Raw genomic sequence first — 22,889 nt, forward strand, 5'->3', positions numbered from 1 at the left:
TTAAGCTTATTTACAAAAAATGGATAATCAAAAATTAGTCGAAAAAGTAACCTATACAGCCTCCCTGGTTTCGAATCGTCAAGATATTTACGATAAAGTCGATACACTTAGCGAAATCACAGCAAGAGGACGCCAACTTACTGGACAAGATATTCAGACAATATCTTCGATCCAGGATTTTTTAGAAGACTATCTAACCACCAAAGAAACCATGCGTTCATTCACGCGTGAATCACTTAACCTGCAAATCGAACAGCACATGGCCGGTGACACATCGCAAAAAAGCAAGAATCTACTTTTAGTGATAGTTTCGCTATCTGTTTTAGCTGCACTATTATCGACCCTGCTTCCCAACTCAGCAACTTTCGAGCAAAGAATTCAACTGGCAGGCGCCACGGCCTTCAGTTTAATTACGGTCGGTGCGGCAATTATGTTTTTAAATGCATTAGCCTCTTTTAAATCACAACTGCGTAACGCTTTTTTGGTGATTTGCGCGGGTGTTACTCTTTTGGGCTTAAGCTTGCTTGAGCAGCCCTTTATGGAGTTTTTTGAACTCCGACAATACCCGATTGTGAGCATTTTGTATGCGCTACCAATTTTACTAGCCGCAATGCTGTTTTACATCGGGATCAAAAAATATGTTCAAACGATTGGCATTAACAATTTTTGGACTTCAGTTTGGCCGATTTTAATTGGCGGATCAATATTGTCACTCGCTGCGGTTTTTTCGCCACACCTGACCACCACCGAATCCGAGGCGGTCCACGATTTCGCTGCAGTCATCTGGGGTTTCATGCTTACATTCCCCATAGTCTCAGCTATCATTTTAAAGATGTCCGAAAAAAGGTTACCTGACCTTTATCGTTCACCTATTCGCACACTTTACCTTTCGATGTTCCCTATAATTGCAGTTGTTTTGTATCAATTTGTTGTGCGAATTATAGCTGGCCCTTACATGCAAGGAATAGTCGCCTACGTACTTTTCTCTATGGTGTTTTTAATGGGCCTCACAATACTTTGGGCTGGCTACACGTTTAACAAAGTTAGTCGCTACTAAAGTTTCTCGGGCGCCGCAATATTTAAAATGCTAAGTCCGTTTTTTAAAACCTGACAATATGCCGCAACCAAAGCTATCCTCGTGGCTTCGCGCGGATCATCGATAACACGGTTTTTTTCGTAAAAACGATTAAATGTTTGGGTTAATTCGTATAGGTAGGTACACACGTTATGTGGCGCAAGCTCATTAATCGCTTTGGCTGTGGCAGCTGGATATTCTAAAATTTTAGTAGCTAATATTCTCTCGCCTGCGTTAAGATCTGTAATTTCTCCGCGCACTTGCGATTTCGCCAAAATACTCTGCCCGCGGGCATGCGCATACTGAATATATGGCCCTGAATTGCCTTCTAAACTGACAGACTCATTAATATCGAAAATTACGTCGCCCGAAATTCGCTGTTTTAAAAATGCATATTTTATAGCAGCCAATTTTACGTCGTCGATAGCCTCAGTTTGATAGTTATCTGAAATCGCCTGCTTAACCTGGTTTAAAACATCGACTGCGCTTAAAACCTTTCCAGTTCTGCTGCTCATTTTACCAGAGCTCAGTTTTACCATTCCGTGCGAAATGTGTTTCATTTTAGCGCCCAAGCTAGGATCCAGCTCGCTTACTGCGGCAATTAAAACTTTAAAATACTCGTCGATCTCATTGCCAGTCACCACAATAGTTTGAGTCATTTGCGGATAATCGTTTTGTTTTGTAAAGGTTAAACCCAGCTCTTTAGCTTCGTAGGTTGGTAGACCTTGGCCATTTATAAATACACGGGTATGCAGGCCTGCTTTTTGCTCGCCGTTGTAAACAATTGCTCCGTTACTTTCTTCAAAAACATCACCCAGATTACTTTTAACAATTTCGGCTCCAATTGGGCCCATTTCGCTTTCTAAATAGTGTTTCTCAAAGTTACCAGATTTAAGCTGGTCGCAAACATCGTCAAAATAATCAAAACTCCAACGACTACCCGTGCTGTAGATCTCATCAACACCTTCGTCGTCACGTAAGTAAATATGCTTGTTTATGGCTTTTATTTCTGCCGCGGATTCTTCGTCTTCTTTAAAAGCCGCTGCACCCTTGGCATATGCAGCCCCCAAAAACGCGATCCGCTTATCAACCGCAACATCGCTCATAGTTCTACCGGCAGGATCACCGTTATCGTACCAATCGCCTTCATTTGCAGCTAGCATTTTTGCAGCACCCCAAACCGGCATTGCGATTTGTGGCCCAACATCACCGTGATACGAAATCTGATGTACTTTAGCACCAGCTGCCTCGTGCAACCGAGCCAGTGCCTCGCCTATTGTGTTAGCATATGCATGCCCAATATGAAACTCTTTAAACGGATTAACCGCAGTGTGTTCGATTAGAATTTCTTTATCTTTAAAAGTTTTATGCGAACCAAAATTTGCGTCAACCTGCTTTAATGCACCCAATAAAACATCATCGCTCAACCATAAATTTACAAATCCACCAGCAGCTTCGACTTTTGCAAGCTCGGGCATTTTTAGTTGTTCGGCCAGCTTTTTGGCCAACTCAACCGGATTGGTTTTTTGTTCGGCTGCGATTTTGAAACATGGTATAGCAAAATCTGCACCAAATTTTGGATTAGCGGGTTGAACTTCAACAGATTCGGCTTTAACTGAATCTGCCACAAGTTTTGCAATTTTGTTTTTAATTTGATCAATCACATAATTCACCCCTACATATTAACAGATAAAGACTGTGTTTTCATTAGTTTTATTTTTACACGTTAACCGTTATAATTAAACTAAAAGTAAAACAAAAAATGGAACATACCGAGTTTGAAAGTAAATACGAAGCCAAATCCGTCCAGGATGCCTTTCGAGTCGCTGAAGAAATAGACGACGAGCACAGAACAACTACCTTGGAGTTTGAGAATAATTTTGGACAGAATAACCCTTTTTTTGACCTTATGGCGCAAATTGACGAAGAGGATGTCCAGGGTTTAGGTATTAATCTTATGTTTGACCTAGTTAAAGAGAAAGTACTGGAATCAGACTTCGACAAAAAAGATGAAATTATAGCATACATTAGCAAAATCACTCACTTAATTCAGTCTGAGGAGGCCTTAGAAAAAAACTGGTACTCGCAGGCCGAACAACTTTTGTTGCAACGAAGATCCGACGTAATAAAGACTACTGACTGGGACGCCTTAACTACAGAGTTACTAAAAGACGATTCAAAACTTTCGTCAGAAGAAAAAACTGAACTTTGTTTTTTGACAACTACAGTAGTTAGCCCTTTTCTAGGCTCGATTCGGAATGCTGGCGACAGTATTAAAATCATCGATAAGCTGCAGATTCTATATTCTCAATACGGCTTTGACCGCGAAGAAACAGAATCTATTGCTGAAGATGGGTGGCTAACGCAGGGTGACCTTGAGGGGACTGTGCAAAATTGGGAATCAGCCTTAAAACGAGTCGGACACTACCTTGCACCCAACAGGCGAACATGGCTTGCAATAAACGGTCATGAGTTTGAATGGCAAGGGTACCAACTTAGAATGCTCATGAAAAAATTCCGAATCCAGCCAGAAACAGAAGTGCCGACGACAATAATGAACGCTTTTGAGAACCGCGCCGCAGATCTTATGCTAAACCTAAAACAACGTTCGGATGAACAGTTTAAGCAGCTCTCCGAACGAAGCGCAAACTCACTTTTTATTACAAACGCCGAAGCGCTGACCGAAACTACCGGAATTGACGACCCCTACGCTTGGATAAATGAACGGCTAGATCGCTATCCCTCTAGGTTCGTTGAAAGTATTGGTTTTATTGAGTTCGTTGAAAATGATATTCATGATGATAACAACGAATCAAATGTAGTCGGTGAGCACAAAAAAACCGAAAATAAGCTTTACATTGACACACGAAAAGCAACGTTTTTAAAATATAACGGCAAATATAGCCAACAAACGCTCAGGTCTTATGTGAAAAAAGAGGTTCAGGCTACCTTAGATCACGAGATTGGGCACCACGTTCATAGTAAAATAATGGGTCTAGACGACCTAATAGAATGGGAGACTATTTTAGGTGAGGACCCAGAGCCTATGGATGCCTACATGGATGAAGTCAGGCAGGAATGGCTCTCTTCGGGTTCGGATGGTATGCGCACGCGTTACGGATTTGAAACATTTGCAACTGCTTTTGCTCTTTACATGCAAGATCCGATCAAGCTCGCAAGCGAATTCCCCCCAGAAAGATTTGCTTACTTTAACCAACGGCTCAAACTTTACAACGATAACGAAGTAGCTGTTAATATTTTGCTGTTAAATAGCCGTAAAGCATCACAAAGCGCAGCGGAAATTGCATTCTTTCGCGAATTTTCAAACGAAAAAATTGGTGCTAAACCATAGCAGCTTTAATAAACCCATCAAACAACGGATGCACCCTATCTGGCCTACTCCTAAACTCCGGGTGCGCTTGTGTAGCGATAAAGTATTTGTGACCAGGGATTTCAACCATCTCCACAAGTTTTCCATTTGGTGATAAACCACTTACGACAAGCCCGGCTTTTTCGTAAAACTCTTTATACTTTTGATTTACTTCGTAACGGTGACGATGCCGTTCGACAATTTCGTTAGATCCATAAATTTTCTCAGCCAAACTACCTTTTGCTAATTTGCAAGTGTAGTTACCTAAGCGCATCGTGCCACCAGTAGCCTCTTTGCCTTGCTGATCATCCATTATATAAATCACAGGGTTTTCGGTTTTTGGGTCAACCTCGCTCGTTTGGGCATTTTTTAAACCACCTTTACGCGCCGCCGCCACAACCGCCATTTGCAACCCCAGGCAGATTCCTAAATACGGAACATTATTTTCCATTGCGTACGTCGCTGCAGCAATTTTGCCTTCTAGGCCACGAGAGCCAAACCCACCGGGCACTAAAATTCCATCTACTTTTTTAAGTGCTTCTGTCTCGCCTTTTTCTAGCTTTTCAGCGTCAATCCAGCTGTATTGCAAATTAACCTTGTTAGCCCAAGCCGCCGAACGCAAAGCTTCCATTACGCAAAAATAAGTGTCTTCGTTGTCTAAATATTTAGCTACAATCCCAATTCGGACATTTTTATCGTATTTAGTCGTCGCCAACTTAACTAAGTTGTCCCAGCGGCTCATGTTCGGTTTGCTCATTTTTAGACCAAACTTATTTAAAATTGTCCCAGCCGCGCCGTGTTCCTCTAGCGTTAGAGGAACCTGATAAACTGTTCTGGCATTCGGTAGCATAATCACAGAATTACGCGCGACACCACCAAACATTGCAATTTTATCGGCAACACTTTGAGGCGGCTGATTCTCGGCGCGAACCAAAGTTAAGTCGGGCACAATTCCTGCATTGCGTAAATCTCGCAACGCATTTTGCACTGGCTTGGTTTTGAATTCCTTGCTCGTCCCTAAAAACGGCGCATAAACAACATGCGCATAAGCGCACCGGCCCGGGAAAGCAATATTCATCTCACGAATAGCCTCCATAAAGGCAGTTGATTCGATATCGCCAACCGTCCCGCCAATTTCTACAATATGAATATCACTACCCTTCCCCGAAGCGATAATGTCGTCTTGAATAATTTTTGTAAAATGCGGCACCATTTGCACGGTTTTGCCCAGGTACTTCCCTGCGCGCTCGTCGTCGATCAAACGCGAAAAAAGCCTGCCGCTCATGGTTGAGCTCGCCTGTGTCATTTCTTCGTCTAAAAATCGCTCGTAGTGACCTAGATCTAGGTCAGTTTCAGCGCCGTCTTTGGTTACAAAACACTCGCCATGCTCCGCTGGGTTTAGTGTGCCAGCATCAAAGTTTAGATATACGTCTAACTTTTGCATACTAACTTTAATATCTTGGGCACGAAAAACGGCGCCTAATGACGCCGCTGTAATGCCTTTGCCGAGTCCGGAAATAACGCCTCCGGTGACGAATACGTAGTGTGTTTTTTGGGCTCTCATGTAGGGCGATTATACACAGATTACGCTTTTGGTAAAAGGCTAATTGCGGATCCCGAAGTTGCTACCGAAGTTCTTTTACGTTTAAGGTCCATCATCATAGCATCGGCCACACCAACGTTTTTGCGAAGCTCATCACGATCACGAGGCACCGGAGCCTCAACTAACCCGAAGGTTAAGCTAAGCGGAACAATGGCAATGCCATTTTCTACCTTAAACTTAACACCGTCCAGTTCATATTCGCCGTCTGGGTAATCTGGATTTGTAGATGGATACTTGGCGTACAAACCCTTAAAGCCCTCTTCTAGGTAAGTTTTTTGGTCTTCCACCGTGCCTATTCGCGACGAATACTCATCTGTAGGCGGTTGAAGCATTGCCGCTAAAAACTCGTCGCCTTTTTGGTAACGCGCCACCAGACTCACCGTTCCTTGAGCATCAATTATATCTTCGACAGTATCATTAAGTTCGGGTGTTGGCATGAGCCGATCTCCGGCCCGCCGATACAGCCCGTTGAGCACAGATCCCACAATAGCCAACGCAGCATCACCGCCGTCATGATCACCAATCGCATTGTGTACTTTCATTTTATCTAAATCTAAGAACACCAGGCGCATTCTGTAGTCCATGCTACGCATTCGATCGAGTTGCCCGGCCTCCTTTAAGAGGTCAAAACTAACTCCAAAGGCGCTCGCAATCATAAGATCGGTGTTTTTATCAAGCGCGACCTCATTTAAAATTCGCATCATTAGCTCATGGCCAAGCCTGAGTCTTTCGTTTTCTTCTGATAATCGCTCGTTCTCACCCCTAAGAAAACTATTCTCAGTCCTTAGGCCTCTAACTTCCTCTGGCTCGGGGGTACCCCAAGATGGCGTCATCATTCACTCCTCAGTGCTTCGATCGGATCAAGCCGCGAAGCTTTTATAGCCGGTAAGGTTCCCGCCAAAAAGGCAATCAACATAATTAGCACGATCACAAACGCTGCACCACCGGGGGTAATAACCAGTAGTGTAAAGCCATCAAAGTCTTTTAAAAAAGTTTGGCCAGCAAAATTGTTGAGTAAAATACTTATTCCGGTTGCAACCGATACCGCCACGACCGACCCCCAAAAACCTACTAAAACTGCTTCGATCGCGAATAAGCTAAATACTTTACCGCGACTCATTCCAAGCGCCTTCATTAAACCAATTTCTTGAGTTCTTTCGTAAACGCTCATGAGCAAGGTGTTGATTATACCAAAACTAGCCGCCACAAGAGCAATTATACCGACTACGTTTAGTCCCGCAGTAATCGCGCCGACTACCGACATAGTTGAACTAACTTGTTCTTCGAACGATGCTGCAGTGTAATTACCTGTAGCCTCAATTCGTGACTGCAGTTCGCTGTCCGGAACACTATCGCTTATTGAGGCTGGGAACTTTACAATAACTCGGCTAAATTTTTTATCCACCCCCTGAGCAGCTGCCATCTGCTTAGCCGTGTCACCATCGACAAACAAAATCACACCAGTTACAAGTGACTCGCGCGAAACGCCGTCAACTGTAAGCTTTTTCTCTTCAATTTTGCCGTCAGCGCCCTTGTAGGCTAAAGTTATTTGCTGGCCAATGGCCTCGTTTGCAGTTCCGAGCCCTAGCGGTGCAAGGTATTTAGAAGGTAGAATTACGCCGTTTTTGTCGTTTGCACCCATTAGTTGACCAGCTTCCAGATCAACCTGTAAGCCGTAATCTTGGTTTATCTGCACGACTTGGTATTTTTTACCTTCGCCATTCTGGATATACTCGGCGCTAATTGCATAGTAAGGCACAACATCTTCAACATCAGCAACGTCTTCGAACTTGGCTACATCTGTCAAATCCATACTAGCAGTTAAGCTTTGCTGAATGCTATTAACTTTTTTGTCCGGATTATACTCACTAATATCAGTACTAAACGGATTAAATTCCGTTTTTGGAACCACTTCGAACGCCCCCGGTAAGTTCACACTCCCTAATTGGCGATTTAAATAATCATTAACTCCAGTGTTAAGCGCGCTTGTTAGAGTCAAAGTAAAGCCGCCAACAAAGATTGCCAAAATCGTTAGCAAGGTTCGTAGTTTAGACCGGGTCAAGTTGCGGTTTGCTGTATTTACTAGATCTAAGAACTTCATTTTTTACCCTTACTCGTCTCTGTTAATTTGCCGTCTTTCATTACAAATTGACGCTGACACATATTTGCGAGTTCGGCATCGTGCGTAACGATAATAAGAGTAATATCTTTTTGTTTGTTGAGTCTAAAAAGTAGTTCAACAATTCGGTAGCCATTCTCACTATCTAGGTTACCCGTTGGCTCGTCAGCAAAAATAACCTCGGGCTCGTTAACAATGGCCCGCGCAATTGCCACGCGTTGTTTTTGGCCACCACTTAAATTAATTGCCTTATTGTTAATTTTGTCTAAAAGATCAACTTCTTCAAGCGCTTGAGTTGCTCGAGCTTTACGATCTCCTCGAGAAGTTCCAGCGATTTTAAGCGGCAGCATAACGTTTTCGAGCACAGTCTCACGACCGTTTAAAAAGAATTGCTGAAAAATAAACCCAAACTTTCCGCTTCGCAATTTATCGAGTTTCTTGGCGCTCATGTCCTGATATGCAATCTTGTCGAAGTTAATTTCACCAGAGTTCACTCGATCAAGTGCCGCCAAAACATGCATCAAGGTCGATTTACCGGACCCCGACTTACCCAGGATCGCAATCGACTCGCCCCTTTTAATATTTAAGCTAACTTTATCCAGCGCGACAAAAGCGTTGTCACCCTTGCCATAAATTTTAGTTATGGAGTCTACATTAAAAATCATTACCCACAGTTTAACACTAATGTTTACGCTTTTCATATAAATTCGGGATGCCCGACCGGCTAAGCCAGCAGGCGTCCGCTTGAAGGTATCATGTTTTGAGACCGAGAACTTCGGCGAGTTCTTGTCTTGCTGCCCTAAAGGCAAAGTCATGATGGAGCATGTTCCTCAAGAATTGAACATCGTCGCACAATTCTTGTAGTTCCAAGACGGCATTCGCGAAACGCTGTTCTGCTTTGTCGAATTCAGAGCTTTCAGCAGTTCCACCCAGCTCCATGTTGAGCCGAGCAGATGTCAGCGCTATATACGCCAGCCAAAACTCGCGCCAGGTAGCCTCCAGAGCATTGCGCTCGGGGCCATAATCTGGAATCGGCATAAGGTCCTCTTTCAAGCGGGGAGCTTATAGGCTCCGTCGTTAAGACCTGTGAATTATAGAATAATTTTAAAATTTTACCAAAATAAGTTCGTGGCGGAGAGAGAGGGATTCGAACCCTCGATGACCTTGCGACCATACACGCTTTCCAAGCGTGCGCACTAGACCAACTATGCGATCTCTCCAACGGATTACATTATAACAGATAAGGCTATTCATCGTCAGGAAGTAAGTGTGTATGCAGGCTTTGTAAATATGTTGTGAAAAAAAGTCTGTTATCTGTAAACCTGGGCTTCTATAATAAGGTTAATGCAACCAGTAATCGAAATCTTTGGGCTTAGTAAACTTTTTGGCATTGGCGACGCCACCACAACCGCTCTTGATAGTATCACTTTAACAATCGATAAAGGTGAATTTGTGGCAATCATGGGCCCAAGCGGCAGCGGCAAAACCACTTTAATGAACATTATCGGCCTACTCGACACCCCAACTCACGGCGAATACTACCTCGAGGGAAAGTCTGTAGCCGAGCTCGGCCAACGCCGTCGCGCCAAAATGCGACGCGATCATATCGGAATGGTTTTTCAGAACTTTAATTTACTCAGCCGCATTAACGTAATTGAAAACGTAGCCCTACCTTTAACATACAAAGGCATTTTACCAACCGCACGCCTAAACGCCGCCAGCAAAATTTTAAAAAGCTTTGGCTTAAACGAGCGCGAATATTATATGCCGTATCAGTTAAGCGGGGGTCAACTACAGAGAGTAGCGATTGCGAGAGCACTTGTAACTAAACCGTCGCTAATTTTAGCCGACGAGCCCACCGGCAATCTAGATACAAAGTCCAGCGAAATTATCATGGAAGAACTGGCCGACATCCATCGCCGCGGAAACACAATAATTATGGTCACACACAACCCGGACGTCGCGATTTACGCCGATCGGATAATCCAAATGGTTGACGGTAGGATCGCCAGCGACAGCAAGCACCCAATCGACGAAGTAGAAAAAGACAAACGCCCATTAAGCACCTTCCGCAAGGCTATGGAAGCGGCCGTAAAAGCCAATGAGGATTTTGCGAACGCAACTGAGGCCATGACCGAAGAAGCCTTACCACAAAAGCCCACCCGAAAAAGTAAAAAAACGCGCCGCAAAGCCGTTAAAAAAGGTCGCCGCAAATGAGATTCTTCGCCAACTTTAAACTCGCTATTCAAAACTTGCGCTCTACTCGCGTTCGTACAACATTAACAATCGTAGGTATTATAATTGGCATAACCTCGGTTACGGCAATTTTATCGCTAAGTGAAGGCGCAAAAAATAACATCCGCGGCCAAGTCAGTGAACTCGGCGACGACATTTTGACTATTCGCCCTGGCAAAGCACATCGCGACGAAGACGGTTTTTTAAAAGACTACAACTACTTAGCGGCATTCGGCACGTCAACAATTACCGAGAGTGACCTGGAATCGATTAAACACAATTCAAACGTTTCACAGATCGCACCCCTCATGCTAGTTACCGGAAGTGTATCTGATATGGACAAAAAACTTAGCAGTGGCGTTATTGTCGGTACAACAGCCGATGGCGATGAAGCTTTGGGTTTATCAGTTAACGCCGGAGAGTTTATAAGCTCTACAAGCGGCACGGATAAAGTTGTTTTGGGGCGTAATCTTGCGCTCGAAATGTTTGGGAGCGAAGTAACTACGGGTCAAAAAGTTCTAATTCGTGGACACGAATACACCGTGGTTGGAGTTTTGGGCTACTTCCCATCGAGCACTACTGTTAGCACGGTTTTTGATCTTAACAATGCAGCATTTATTTCTCTGCCGGCGGCCAAATCTTTTAACCAAGGTGTGGCGCAAATTCAGCAACTCAACCTGCGCCTACAGCCCGGCGTAGACGCCAAAACCGAAGCCGAAACGATCCACCAAAAACTTATCAGCAACCACCACAACGAAGACGACGTTGCTGTCTTATTGCCTGCCGAAACAATCCAAATCGCCGACAGTATCTTGGGAACCTTTAGCAACGTAATAAGTGCTGTCGCCGCGATCTCAATCATCGTGGGTGGAGTTGGCATAATGAACATCATGCTTGTTAGTGTAACCGAGCGCACTCGCGAAATCGGCATCCGCAAAGCCATTGGCGCAACAAACAGCCAAGTGTTAAGCCAGTTTATGATCGAGGCCCTGGTTATGAGCCTAGCTGGCGGATTTTTGGGAATCGTCGTGGGTTTTGGGCTTGCCTATGCCGCCGGCACTTTCATAGGATTTATGCCTGGGTTCACCTGGCAAATTATTGCAGCAAGCCTGACAATCTCGTTAGCTGTTGGTGTAGTTTTTGGCGCATGGCCTGCAATTAAAGCGGCGCGCAAGGATCCTATAGAAGCCTTGCGCTCGTTTAATTAGCCTAATGCAATCTTCAATTTCTCTACCAAATCTACCGGCGTTGGATTTATATTATTCAAAATCGCTAAGTAAACGGATGCGTGTTCACCCAGCATGATTGCGTAAACCATTTGCTCAAGCTGCGTATCGCCTTTTGCCTCAATCCTAAACGCTTTAGGTCGTTTACCCGATAGCAGTTTATCGACCACTTCAAAGCGAAGTTTAGTTCGCTCGTGCTCAAAGCTGCTTACAATATCAAAAACAGCGAACGGTTTTTCGACTGGCAAACCGGACCAGCCAATAAACTCGTTATGACACATCTCGGGCACAATGTTACACCAAGCTGTATTTTTGGCGTTTTCGTTCACACAAATCTTCCATTTGACCGCCGCTGGATACATTAGTGGTCCACTATAAATAATTGGCGTTTTGCCAACCATATGCTGAGCAATTTGTTTAGCCAAGTTATCTTTTTCGGGTACATTTGCGGCCCAGGTTTTTACTGTTTCAGCCATTTTTGAAGATAGATCGGTAAGCTGCTGACCAATATTTTTATCTGTTAAGCCGGCTGCACCTAAAATTGCTACAATTGCTTTGTAAAAATAAAAACTCGCCATTCGTGGTTGCGCACAATCTGGAATCTGAACAAACGGTAAATTGTACTGGGCAGCCTTAGCTTTTAGCTTGCCGCCGTTTGCCTGAATAACAATTTGTGTACCCTTTTTGCGAGCGTCTTCGAGAGAGCTTAGAGTTTCTTCGGTGTTACCCGAAAAGCTACTTACAATCACCAAGGTTTCAGTGCCAACAAAATCCGGCAAAACGTAATCGCGACTAATTAAAAATGGCACAGTAAGTTTAGGCCAGGTGCTAACAAAACCAGCCGGAAACGCACTACCGCCCATACCTGTTAAAACCACGTTCAAAACGGGTTTTGTTGGCGTAAAATCTACCGTAAATTCGTGTTTTAACTGATCAGGCGAACTGGCTGCAATGGCGAGCGCACCCTGCGGATCTCGTTGTTTGATTACGTTGATGTCGTCAAGCATGTCCCTCCTTTTAGGTATTTGCTATTTGCCAAAATACGCTATACTGTAGTTAAAGATTATAGCATTAAAAGGGGTGGGCATGAACGAAGATCAACACTTACAAACTCCAGTCAGCGGTGACGATGATTTGGCAAAAGCATTAAGCGACCAGAGCGGCATGAAGTTCGAGGAAACCCCTATGCCAAGCATGATTACAGATGATTCCGCCAGCCAGCCGCCCGCTCCACAAGTTAGCGAACCGGAAAAAGATGAAGAAGTCGAAACTCCTGCTCCAAGTAGCTGGAGCCCTGGCGCTGATTCAAACGACACTAAAGATGAGCCCGAAACTCCTGCAGTTACAAGCCACAGCTCAACCAGCGACGACAGCTTAGACAAAATTAAGGATGATGTTGTTAATGCAATTAAACCTCTTTTAGGCAAGCTAGACCTTCCGCCTGAGGAAAAATTTGACACAATGCTTTTAGTAATCCGTTCTACTGACGACCAAAGTTTACTACAAGCTACATTTAACGCCGCGAAAGAAATTCCCGACGAAGCCAAGCGTGCCAAAGCATTGCTCGATGTAATGCGCGAAGTTAGCTATTTTAGCGGTAAAAAATAGCATCTAAGTACCCGGGGGTGGTTCGAAGGTTATTCTTACTAAGGTTATTAGATTTATACTAGTTTAAGTTATGTATCTTAAAGCCCGCCACCCCAAGAGCTAGCTCCTTTTCGCCGTAAAATTGGCGCATATCAGCTAAAAGTTCTCGCTCTGTTTTACCGAAACGCTCAGTTGGATAAGAATTAAACAACTCTTTAAAGCTTCCGAAACGCAAAATTCCTACGACTTTTGCTACGATTTCTTTTTTAGTTTCGCGATTGATAAAAACAATCATGTCGCCAGCTTTTATTTTGGCGTGGATTTCATCGTATAATCGTGGTTCGATTATACGTTTCTTGCTTAAAATAAGTTCGAATGTTGGTTCGTCTACTTCACTTCTAAAGATCATTCTTTAAGTGTAGCAGGAATTTCTGCGGGGCCCACATCGCGACATTTCTGCGATGTGGGCCCCTTGGCGTCGGGAGCTGAGGAGGTCAGCTCCTCTTTGACGCCCCGGGCTTCAGCTGTGTAGCCAGCCCGATCTCCTTACCGAGCGCCGCAGCCGCATCAGCCAGTGGCTTAAGGTGAGCCAGTGCGGCCACCTCAGCTGTCAGCCGCTCGATCTCTCGCTTGAGCGATGCGATCTCGCTGGCCTGCGTGCGGTTGGCTGAACGCGCCGCACTCAGGTCATCCGTCTTCTTGGACAGTCGACCTTCGAGCGAAGCGACCTTGATGCGAAGATCACGAATCACCGCAGCCGCCTGAAGCAGGTTCGTCAGAGGGTTGGAGTTAACCTCTGTAGCCGGCTGCTCCTCGGCGACAGGAACCTCAGGCTCGTCGGGCGCGCCCGCCTTGACCGAAGTCTCGGTGGCCTTAGCCTTTTCTGCCTGTTTCACCATCTCCGTCGTGACTCGCGTGATGGAAGTATCGACGAAGTGTCGGCGGAGTCCACCGCCGACGTTATCGGTCCAGCGCAGACCCATCGCGTTCAGTAAGCTCGCGATGCTCGACGCCTGCCGCCTGGTGATCCCGGTCAGAACTTCAGCCGCCAGGCTGAGGATACTGTTGTGGTCGGGAATGAAATTGTGTTTGCCGCGGGTGTTGTGTTCGTAACACATGTCACCACCCTCACACTCGATAGAGACATCGTCTCCTTGCAAGTACGTCAGGAGCTTCGTAGCCTCTTCGGCACGACGCTCCACACTTAGCAATTCGGTCGGCTTGTCGGCTGACTCTCTCACTTCCGCCTCACCATCTTCCGGCTTCTTGTCGATCTTCGTCGTGGTAACGGGAGAGTTATGGGCGCCTCGAGGGAGCTTCTTCAACCCCATCTCGACGATCACGTCCCCCTCTTTCTTGACCCATGTCCTCCGCTCACGGCACATGGTGGCGACCAGCGCATTGATTTCCGCAAGCGGAATCCCAAACGCCAGAGCGATTGCCACGGTCGGCTCCTCGAACTTACCACCGATCATGCGACCAGAGATACGCCCGTGGTGCTGCAGCAAGAATCCGACGATGCGATCTGCATCCGTCGACTTCGGGTTTTCGGCCACTTTTCCTCCTCGTGATACCGAAGAAAATATTATAACATAAAATTAAATAAGTTCTAGTGAGAGGACCGCGAGTAAGCGGCCCTTAATCACCTAGCGCTCATGTAGGCGCTAAACAAGGTTAGCTACATCATGCCCATACCAGGCATGCCACCGCCAGCAGCTGCAGCTGGCTCATCCTTTGGAATATCGACCACCAAAGCACCCATTGTCATTGCCGTTGCTGCAATCGACACGGCGTTTTGGATCGCTTCTTTAGTTACGCGGGCTGGATCGACTACACCTTTACCCTTTAAATCAACTAGTTTTTCAGGGCTGTTTACATCAAAACCTTGACCGGTTTTTTTACTTGCCATAACTTGTGGAAGCTTTTCGTCGGCATTTAAGCCAGCGTTTAACATCAGTTGTTTAAACGGCTGAACAAGTGCGTTCTTCAAAAGCTGGTGCCCGGCTGCAACACTATCGTTGCCAGCAACATCGATTGTTTTACTTAAGTCAACCAGCGTAACGCCACCACCGGCAACCACACCTTCGGCCAACGCAGCTTTAGTCGCAGCTACGGCGTCGTCTACTCTAAACTTCTTCTCTTCGATCTCAGTTTCGGTAACGCCACCAACTTTAATTACGGCAACTTTGCCACCCAAAGCTGCTGCACGCTTTTCGTAGTTTTCTTTGTCGTACTCGCTGGTTGCAGCGCTCGCTTGAGCTGTAATTTCGGCAATTCGCGCGTTTACTTCTTTGGTTGCTCCGGCGCCTTCGATAATTGTAGTTTCATCTTTACCTACAATCACTTTGCGAGCTGAGCCAACCATGCTCAGTTCTGCATTTTCAAAGCTGTGACCTTGCTCTTTGGTGATTACGGTCGCACCTGTAAGCACAGCTAGATCCTGCAAAATCTCTTTGCGGCGGTCGCCAAATGCCGGAGCCTTAACCGCAACCGTGTTAAACACACCCTTTAATTTGTTCAAAACCAAAGTTGCGAGTACTTCACCCTCGACATCTTCGGCAATTAATACTAAGTCTTTTTTGCCAGCTTGAGCTAACTTCTCGAGCATTGGTAAAAATTGTTGTACGCTAGTAATTTTTTCGTCAGTAATCACGATTGCCGGCTTGTCGTAGCTAGCTTCCATGCGTGCAGTGTCGGTCACCATGTAGCTGCTTACAAAGCCGCGGTCCATAGTGAAGCCTTCGACCACTTCGCTCTCTAGCTTCAGGCCTTGGCCCTCTTCAACGGTTACCACGCCGTCTTTGCCGATTTTACTGATTACATCAGCAATTAAGGTGCCTATTTCTTTGTCGCCAGCGCTGATTGTTGCGACTTCGGCGATTCGCTCTTTTTTACTACCGATTTGCTCGGCCATGCCACTAAGTTTGGCAATGATTTCAGCTCCAGCCGCCTCAACTCCTTTGCGAAGCTCCATTGGATTGTGGCCAGCAGCAATCAAGCGATTGGCCTCAGCCAAAATGTTGTAAGTTAACACAGTAACAGTCGTAGTTCCGTCACCGGCTACGTCGTTCATTTTGTTGGCGGCTTGCTTAATTAGATCAGCTCCAACTTTAAAGCCCAATTCCTCGTTGTCTTCTTCGGGAAGTTCGATCGCTTTCGCTACACTCACACCGTCGTGCGTAACAGTTGGGCCACCGTAGCCTTTGCTTATAACTACGTTGCGGCCTTTAGGACCCATGGTAACTTTCACGGCATCATACAGGGCTTTCGCTCCACCCAGAACACGGCGACGCGCATCATCATCATAAAAAACTTTTTTAGCCATAAAACTCCTTATTTAGCCAAAACAGCTAAAACATCTTCTTCTTTAACAATTAAATATTCGACTCCGCCGGTTTTTAATTCGGTTACGGAGTATTCTTTATACACAATAAGGTCGTCTTTTTTGACCTCTTTAACTTCTTTACCGACAGCTACAACCTTAGCCACTACTGACTTTTCTTTGGCTTCGTCTGGTAAAAATAAGCCCGATGCAGTTTTATTTTGGGCTTGTTCGCGGACAGCGACAACTCGGTCTGCAAGCGGTTTAAGTGCTTGACTCATGATAACCTCCAGTTTTTGTAACTACATATTTACTATAGTCTGACTAGCACTGTCAAGGCAAGAGTGCTAGCGAGTATTTATTCTTCGATAATTTTAGTAACTTTATTAATCAGTTCGTCCAAATCCTGTTGGCTTTTTGCCTCGGCGTTTAAACGTAAAACCGGCTCAGTGTTACTTGGCCGAACATTAAACCATTTACCTTGATCCTCGTAAGCTACTGTAATTCCATCAAGCAGATCTTGTGCGCCATCGGTAAAAGTTGCCCGTACTCTTTCAATAACTTGCGGTTTGTTTTCGACCTCAAAGTTTATCTCGGGAGACGACACATATTTATTACGATACTTATTCGCCAAATCGCTGAGCTTTTCGCCACTCTCGGCTAAGGCCTGGATAGATAAAATCATGCCAATTAAACCAGAGTCGGTGTAAAAATTATCCTTAAAGTAAAGATGCGCAGTGTGTTCACCTGCAAAAAGCGCCTTTTGTGTACGCATATCGGCCTTAATGTAGCCAAAGCCCACGCGCGTTCTAAACGGCTTACCGCCGGCCGCAACAATTGCATCCCTGGCCGTTTGACCGCAAATTAAGTTATACAAAATTGTTGCCCCCGGATTTTTGCCAAGCAAATATGTTGCCAAAATTGCGGTTATCACCTTGCCCGTTACCACCTCGCCTTGCTCATCGAGCATTAAAGCGTGATCGCCGTCAGCATCGAATGCGAATCCAAAATCGCAAGCTTCGATGCTAATTTTAGCTTTTATTTGAGTTAGATTGTCGCCATTCAACGGATCTGCCGGATGATTTGGAAAACTAGGATCCGGATCAAAATACATTGGAAAAATTTGCAGAGGCAATTTAGTGGCAATTTTTTGTAAAATTGGGCCGGCTGCCCCATTACCAGTATCTATCGCCACCCTATATTTTGGCCATTTTGTAAGATCGGCAAAGCTTAAAACGTGCTCAATCCAATCATCGGCTATATCTTTTTTAATAACTTGCCCAGTCTGAGGAGGCGATACAAACTGATTACTTACCACGAGATCACGAATATTCATCAAACCCTCGCCCACTCCAATTGGTCGCGCTTGTTCGTGGCAGAACCTTAGACCATTGTATTCTGAGTGAATATGCCCAGATGTAATCATTGCTCCGCCGGCCAGCCCAAATTTCCCCACGCAAAAGTACATCATGTCAGAGGTGATCTGGCCCAAATCCCAAACATCCCTTCCCTGTTGACGTACCCCGTTTATAAAAGCCTCGGCAAGTTGAGCTGAGTCCGTGCGAATATCGCGCCCTACAACAACCGCTCCTGCGGTTGGCAGCCATGTCGCTAGCGCGCGACCCAGCCGCTCGGCAACTTCGGGGGTTAAATCCTCGCCAACTTTGCCGCGGACATCGTATGCTTTAAAAATGTCTAAATTCACGCCGCGCCCCCTTAACTAAGTTCATTATAGGCGCCCTGGCAATAAAATCCAGGGCGCAAAGAGCAAACTTAGTTTAAAGCATCTACGTTTGCGGCAATTTTGTTTTCCCATTCTACTTCTGGAAAACTATGCAACAGATCTGACAGATATTTTTTGAGCTTGTCGTAGCCCGGCTGGGTTTTCGACTCAAGCTTAATACCTAGGTACGGGCCATTCTGCGAGTAGCGCACCACAAACATACTGTCATCCGTTTCAAGCCGTACGCCATCACCTGCGCGCTCGTCGTCAATGATCTCGGCGCTTGGGAAATCTTTTTTGAGTATTGGCACTAATTTTTCAACCAACTTAACCTTTTTGTCATCAGCACAGGCTAGCTTGATTTCTGGGCTCGAAACATATTGAGGCATAGCCGCCACTATTTCGCTAAGTTTTTTACCTGTCTCACTTAGGTAACGGATCAGGCGCAAAGTCGAGAACAACCCATCGTCGTGATTATAAAAATCAGCCGAGAAAAAGAAGTGGCCAGAAAGCTCTCCAATAAACGCAGCCTTAACCTCTTGGTTCTTCTTTTTTAAGAACGAGTGGCCGGTGCGCCACATAAATGGTTCGCCACCTTTTGCGGTAATCGTTTCGGGCACTGCCTTTGAGCAAAATGTGTTGAACATAATTTTTGCACCGAGATGATCCATCAGAACCGCTTCGGCAAAAATTGCCACAAGCATGTCATTCCAGATTATTCCACCCTTTTCGTCAACAATTCCAATACGATCACCGTCGGCGTCGTATGTAAAGCCAACGTCTGCCTTTGCCTCTAACACCTCTTTACTTAGACGATCGAGCACGTGCTTTTCGGTTGGATCAGCTACACCAAGCGGAAAAGTAGGATCCACTTTTGTATTGTATTCAATCACCTCACAACCGGCTTGGCGCAAAAGATCTGGCGCAATTCCACCAGCAGTTGTGCAGCTCGGATCGACCACCACACGCAACCCTTTTTTAATTGGTAATCGTTTTAAAATATCGTCAAAGTAAGCTTGGCGAATATCACGCTGTTCAACCTTGCCTGGTTTTTCTGCCATGTCGTAATCTTCTTCTTGCACCATTCGGCAAAGTTCGCGCATACCATCGCTCACTAAAGTTTCCGAAAAATCATTGGCAAACTTAAAACCGTTAAATTCCGGCGGATTGTGGCTCGCGCTCACGTAAACGCCACCCTTGCGATTCAAATAATATTGCGACCAATAAAACGTGCCGATCATATGCATACCAATATCGATCACATCAACACCTGTTGCATTAAGACCCTCGATCAAGCTGGCGGCATATTCCGGGCTGGTTTGACGACAATCGCGACCAACTACAGCTTCGGTAATCCCTTGTCTTTTTAGGTAGGTTCCAAACGCGCGACCAATATGCTCGGCAATTTCTGGATTTAAATCTTCGCCCACTAAACCTCTAAGGTCATACCCACGAAACATATGTGGATTAATTTTCATTTTAACTCCTTGATTATGTATTCAAACAAAGCGCTGGTTGCGCAAAAAGGCGTTGTCTTATACGTCCCTCCAACATTAGTACGAGCCCTCATTATAACATGAACCGGACTTGTTTATCGCCCCCCAGCGCGCATATACTAAATGTAATGACTAACTGGCAACCTGGTATTCCGGATCAAAAATGGGATGATCAATTATTTAAAAGCGGTGGCGCCTTTACGCAAAGCAGCCATTGGGCGGCTGTGCAGGCTGCGCTCGGCAAAAAAACTTTTTATGCAAAAGGTGCCGGATGGCAATGCTTAGCGATTTTAGAACAAGGTCAGCTTGGCAACCGGATTTACTGCCCTTATGGCCCTCAGGTTTCCTCCCGCTCAGGTTTTGACTTAGCGCTTAGTGCCCTTAAACACTTATCTAAACAAGAAGAAGTTAGCTATTTTCGTGTAGAGCCCGTTGGAAATCTCACAACTAAACAATTACAGGTCCGGGGATTAAAGCGAGCGCCTAAAGATATACAGCCTCACTACACCTGGGTTAAAGATTTAACCAGATCAACTGACGAGCTACTAAGTGAAATGACCAGCACCAACCGTAACTTGTACAACACGGCCGCAAAAAAAGGTCTAAAATTTAAGCAAAGCAGCTCGGCTGGCGACTTGCCAATATTTTTAGATATGATTCACGAGGTGGCAAAATTAACTGGGATCACCCCGCACAGCGACAAAGTATTTCAGGCGATTGCAAGCACTCTGTTGCAGCGCGGTGCAGCTAAGATTTACATCGCCACACACAAAAATGAGCCAGTTGCCAGCGCTTTAGTCTACGACAGCCCGACCACGCGTTATTACGCTCATGCCGCCAGCTACCGCGAAGCACGCAAGCTACACCCCGGTAGCCCGCTACTCAGTACCATGATTTTCGACGCAAAACAAAACGGCCAGGCCAATTTTGACTTTTTTGGAATCGCTCCACCCAACGAAAAAAACCACAAATGGTCAGGCTTCACGCATTTTAAACAATCTTTCGGTGGACATATGCGGGAATTTTTGGGAACCTGGGAACTTCCGACTAAACCGCTACACTACGTAGCATATCGCCTAGCGCATAAAGCTAAAGGTTTGTTAAAATAATGCGTTTTGCTCAAGTTCACGAGTTAGAACACTGGGATGAACTAATTATAGAATCTCCTAACGGCGGTGATGTGTTTCAAACAAAAGCGTTCGCACAAATCAAACAGTCGCAAGGTTGGATGCCACAATATGTCATTTATGACGTTAAAAACATTGCTTGCCTTTACTTAAGTCGTAAGGTTCCCTTAATTGGTGAACTTTGGTATTCACCCAAAGGCCCTGGCGCAACAAATGTCACAGACTTTGAGCAAATTTTAAAAGAGAACCAGGAATTTGCTCAAGACAAAAAAATTTTTGCTTTTAAAATGGAGCCCGAGATTTTGCAGACAGATGGTTATCCAAAAGATTTACACAAAGTCCATAATATTCAACCTAACGCCAGCACCGTAATTATCGATTTATCACCTAACGAAGCTGCTATTTTGGCTACATTCAGGCAACGTGCGCGTCGCGCAATTAGGCAAGCCGAAGCCGCAGGCGTAACGGCCGAACCAGTCACCCCAACGCAAGAAAACTTTGAACAAATGTACAAACTTTACAAAGGCACCGGCGAACGAGCTGGGTTCCACGTACGTGACTTCAACTATCACAGATCGTTATGGCAAAAATGGATCGACGCCCATCAAGGTCAACTATTTTTTGCATACCACAATAAACAAGTTATTGCCGGCGTTTTTATAGCTTTAATTGGCAAAAAAGGACTCTACAAAGACGGGGCATCGGATCGCGACGCACTAAAAAGTGGCGCTGCTCATTTATTACAGTGGCGAGTTATGCAGTGGTTAAAATCAAGGGGCGTAACTAAGTACGACCTCCACGGCACTCCCCCGGCCGATCAGCTAGAAAACACCCAGCACAAGTTTTATGGATTAGGACTTTTTAAAACATCCTTTAGCAATAGTTTGACCGAATTTGTCGGAACCCTCGATCAGCCAATCAATCAAAATGCCTACAAAGCCTGGTGCAAGCTTGGGGAGCGAGCCAGTCAAAGCCTAGAATACAGATTTAAAAATAGAACTTTTTACTAATTTACTGTTAGAATAACCTTCACCATGAGTCCCGAGCGTTCCGAAAACCAGGAAGTTTTTACTGGAATCGATTTCTTTGCCACCGGTTTTACCGAAATTGCCCAACAACCACACCTAGGTAAAAATGCCAGCGGCCCACACACCGAAGTTATTAGGTCTGTTTTGAATAAAATTCAAGAAGAGCTCACTCAAATTGACGATCGGCTCGATCCTGGATTTCTTACAAGTCAGGATTATTTTACACCGGACATGCGCGCCTTAAGCGACACTTTGGCGCTACATAAGCGCGCACAAACATCTGACCTCGCCGGACACAAAGACACGAGTTTAGCGCATGTTTTTAACGAGGCAATTTGGCCTGATTTACAAAATCAACATATTGATTCGCACCTCCTAGCCGAACCGCCATTTGCCACAATGCGCGGCTTAAATATGCTGTACGATGGAATTGTTGGGATTCGTTCGTGTGCCAACGCATGCTTTAGGATGGTTTTTGCGGGAGTAACTGGCACGATGCCCGCAGCCCGCAGCGTTGCCTACGGTGCTACACAGGTTTTTGGCGATCCCGTGATTGAAAATCATCAGTACTTAAACTTTTTTCACAGCACCGCTTTTAAAAAGTTTTACAAAAAGCGCGTCGCTACTGTTGATATTTTAGGATCAGACTTTAGCACCATCGCTAACTTAGCACAGATCGCAAACAAACACGCCGCTAAGTTGTTTTGTATATTGCCTCTAAAATCAACAAACTCCAGCTTAGCTAAACATCAGGTAATTTTAACTGGCGTTGCCCAAGATGAAGTTATGTTTACCGATCCGCTAAGCGGTCACAAAAATTTTGCACCAAAACAGCAATTTGCAGAACGCTGGGCCCAAGCGCTGAATCAGGCCTTAATTGTGATTGCTTTTTAAGTATTGAAGCCAACAGCGATCAAGCCGAAGCCCACGATAAAACTCCAGGTCAAAAAAAGCGTGACACTAGAGCGCGCGAATTAG

21 protein-coding genes and 1 tRNA gene are annotated in these 22,889 nt (G+C 45.3%); 8 read left to right on the top strand and 14 right to left on the bottom strand.

What is annotated here, in order from left to right:
• Nucleotides 1–19 precede the first annotated feature (19 nt).
• A complete protein-coding gene (locus VLA77_00535; protein HSE29059.1) occupies nt 20–1,057 on the top strand; it encodes a hypothetical protein in 1,038 nt (345 codons plus the stop codon).
• Here VLA77_00535 and argS read toward each other — a convergent pair.
• The gene (gene argS, locus VLA77_00540) at nt 1,054–2,739 is read right to left on the bottom strand and encodes an arginine--tRNA ligase (protein HSE29060.1); all 1,686 of its coding nucleotides are present in this window, start codon (nt 2,737–2,739) and stop codon (nt 1,054–1,056) included. The genes VLA77_00535 and argS overlap by 4 nt on opposite strands.
• A 98-nt stretch (nt 2,740–2,837) precedes the next feature.
• On the opposite strand from argS, the gene VLA77_00545 reads away from it, so the two are divergent.
• Nucleotides 2,838–4,427, top strand: a complete 1,590-nt coding sequence (locus VLA77_00545) for a hypothetical protein (protein HSE29061.1) — start codon at nt 2,838–2,840, stop codon at nt 4,425–4,427.
• Here the strand turns inward: VLA77_00545 and VLA77_00550 are convergent.
• The 6 genes from VLA77_00550 to VLA77_00575 all read right to left on the bottom strand — a co-directional run bounded on the left by VLA77_00550 (nt 4,417) and on the right by VLA77_00575 (nt 9,387).
• Entirely contained in the window at nt 4,417–6,009 is a 1,593-nt protein-coding gene (locus VLA77_00550) for a CTP synthase (protein ID HSE29062.1), read from the bottom strand. The genes VLA77_00545 and VLA77_00550 overlap by 11 nt on opposite strands.
• Before the next feature lie 20 nt (nt 6,010–6,029).
• Nucleotides 6,030–6,881: a hypothetical protein gene (locus VLA77_00555; protein HSE29063.1), complete on the bottom strand. Its 852-nt coding sequence runs from the start codon at nt 6,879–6,881 to the stop codon at nt 6,030–6,032.
• Nucleotides 6,881–8,149 (bottom strand): FtsX-like permease family protein, encoded by a 1,269-nt coding sequence (locus tag VLA77_00560; GenBank protein ID HSE29064.1) that lies wholly within the window; start codon nt 8,147–8,149, stop codon nt 6,881–6,883. The genes VLA77_00555 and VLA77_00560 overlap by 1 nt, the downstream gene beginning before the upstream one ends.
• Nucleotides 8,146–8,832, bottom strand: a complete 687-nt coding sequence (locus VLA77_00565; GenBank protein ID HSE29065.1) for an ABC transporter ATP-binding protein — start codon at nt 8,830–8,832, stop codon at nt 8,146–8,148. Before VLA77_00565 ends, VLA77_00560 begins: the two co-directional genes overlap by 4 nt.
• Nucleotides 8,833–8,920: 88 nt before the next feature.
• Nucleotides 8,921–9,205: a hypothetical protein gene (locus VLA77_00570; protein ID HSE29066.1), complete on the bottom strand. Its 285-nt coding sequence runs from the start codon at nt 9,203–9,205 to the stop codon at nt 8,921–8,923.
• Between the two features lie 91 nt (nt 9,206–9,296).
• Nucleotides 9,297–9,387: transfer RNA gene (locus VLA77_00575), tRNA-Ser, on the bottom strand.
• Between the two features lie 124 nt (nt 9,388–9,511).
• Between VLA77_00575 and VLA77_00580 the strand changes: the two genes are divergently transcribed.
• On the top strand, nt 9,512–10,384 hold the full coding sequence (locus VLA77_00580; GenBank protein ID HSE29067.1) for an ABC transporter ATP-binding protein: 873 nt from the start codon (nt 9,512–9,514) through the stop codon (nt 10,382–10,384).
• Entirely contained in the window at nt 10,381–11,610 is a 1,230-nt protein-coding gene (locus VLA77_00585) for an ABC transporter permease (GenBank protein ID HSE29068.1), read from the top strand. The genes VLA77_00580 and VLA77_00585 overlap by 4 nt, the downstream gene beginning before the upstream one ends.
• Here VLA77_00585 and VLA77_00590 read toward each other — a convergent pair.
• On the bottom strand, nt 11,607–12,635 hold the full coding sequence (locus VLA77_00590; GenBank protein ID HSE29069.1) for an SIS domain-containing protein: 1,029 nt from the start codon (nt 12,633–12,635) through the stop codon (nt 11,607–11,609). The genes VLA77_00585 and VLA77_00590 overlap by 4 nt on opposite strands.
• A 79-nt stretch (nt 12,636–12,714) precedes the next feature.
• Here VLA77_00590 and VLA77_00595 point away from each other — a divergent pair, with 79 nt between their 5' ends.
• Nucleotides 12,715–13,236: a hypothetical protein gene (locus VLA77_00595; protein HSE29070.1), complete on the top strand. Its 522-nt coding sequence runs from the start codon at nt 12,715–12,717 to the stop codon at nt 13,234–13,236.
• A 58-nt stretch (nt 13,237–13,294) separates the two neighbouring features.
• Here VLA77_00595 and VLA77_00600 read toward each other — a convergent pair whose 3' ends face one another.
• The 6 genes from VLA77_00600 to VLA77_00625 all read right to left on the bottom strand — a co-directional run bounded on the left by VLA77_00600 (nt 13,295) and on the right by VLA77_00625 (nt 19,738).
• Nucleotides 13,295–13,624: an ASCH domain-containing protein gene (locus VLA77_00600; GenBank protein HSE29071.1), complete on the bottom strand. Its 330-nt coding sequence runs from the start codon at nt 13,622–13,624 to the stop codon at nt 13,295–13,297.
• Nucleotides 13,625–13,709: 85 nt separating this feature from the next.
• Nucleotides 13,710–14,771 carry a hypothetical protein gene (locus VLA77_00605; protein ID HSE29072.1) on the bottom strand — a complete coding sequence of 354 codons (1,062 nt, stop codon included), beginning with the start codon at nt 14,769–14,771 and terminating at the stop codon, nt 13,710–13,712.
• 122 nt (nt 14,772–14,893) lie between these two features.
• Nucleotides 14,894–16,540 (bottom strand): chaperonin GroEL, encoded by a 1,647-nt coding sequence (gene groL / locus VLA77_00610; protein ID HSE29073.1) that lies wholly within the window; start codon nt 16,538–16,540, stop codon nt 14,894–14,896.
• A gap of 8 nt (nt 16,541–16,548) precedes the next feature.
• On the bottom strand, nt 16,549–16,818 hold the full coding sequence (locus VLA77_00615) for a co-chaperone GroES (protein ID HSE29074.1): 270 nt from the start codon (nt 16,816–16,818) through the stop codon (nt 16,549–16,551).
• A gap of 77 nt (nt 16,819–16,895) precedes the next feature.
• Nucleotides 16,896–18,242, bottom strand: coding sequence for a phosphomannomutase/phosphoglucomutase (locus VLA77_00620; GenBank protein HSE29075.1), 1,347 nt, complete (start codon nt 18,240–18,242; stop codon nt 16,896–16,898).
• A 68-nt stretch (nt 18,243–18,310) separates the two neighbouring features.
• A complete protein-coding gene (locus VLA77_00625; protein HSE29076.1) occupies nt 18,311–19,738 on the bottom strand; it encodes a phosphomannomutase/phosphoglucomutase in 1,428 nt (475 codons plus the stop codon).
• 146 nt (nt 19,739–19,884) lie between these two features.
• Here VLA77_00625 and VLA77_00630 point away from each other — a divergent pair, with 146 nt between their 5' ends.
• Genes VLA77_00630 through VLA77_00640 form a run of 3 tightly spaced genes read left to right on the top strand, consistent with a single transcriptional unit; the run spans nt 19,885 to nt 22,805 of the window.
• Nucleotides 19,885–20,865 (top strand): peptidoglycan bridge formation glycyltransferase FemA/FemB family protein, encoded by a 981-nt coding sequence (locus VLA77_00630; GenBank protein HSE29077.1) that lies wholly within the window; start codon nt 19,885–19,887, stop codon nt 20,863–20,865.
• Nucleotides 20,865–21,893 (top strand): peptidoglycan bridge formation glycyltransferase FemA/FemB family protein, encoded by a 1,029-nt coding sequence (locus tag VLA77_00635; protein ID HSE29078.1) that lies wholly within the window; start codon nt 20,865–20,867, stop codon nt 21,891–21,893. The genes VLA77_00630 and VLA77_00635 overlap by 1 nt, the downstream gene beginning before the upstream one ends.
• 24 nt (nt 21,894–21,917) lie before the next feature.
• Complete coding sequence (locus tag VLA77_00640; GenBank protein ID HSE29079.1) at nt 21,918–22,805, top strand: hypothetical protein; 888 nt, start codon at nt 21,918–21,920, stop codon at nt 22,803–22,805.
• Nucleotides 22,806–22,889 lie beyond the last annotated feature (84 nt).

The sequence above is a fragment of the Candidatus Saccharimonadales bacterium genome (assembly GCA_035457485.1).
In the GTDB taxonomy this organism is placed as follows: Bacteria; Patescibacteriota; Saccharimonadia; order Saccharimonadales; family EFPC-124; genus DATIBO01.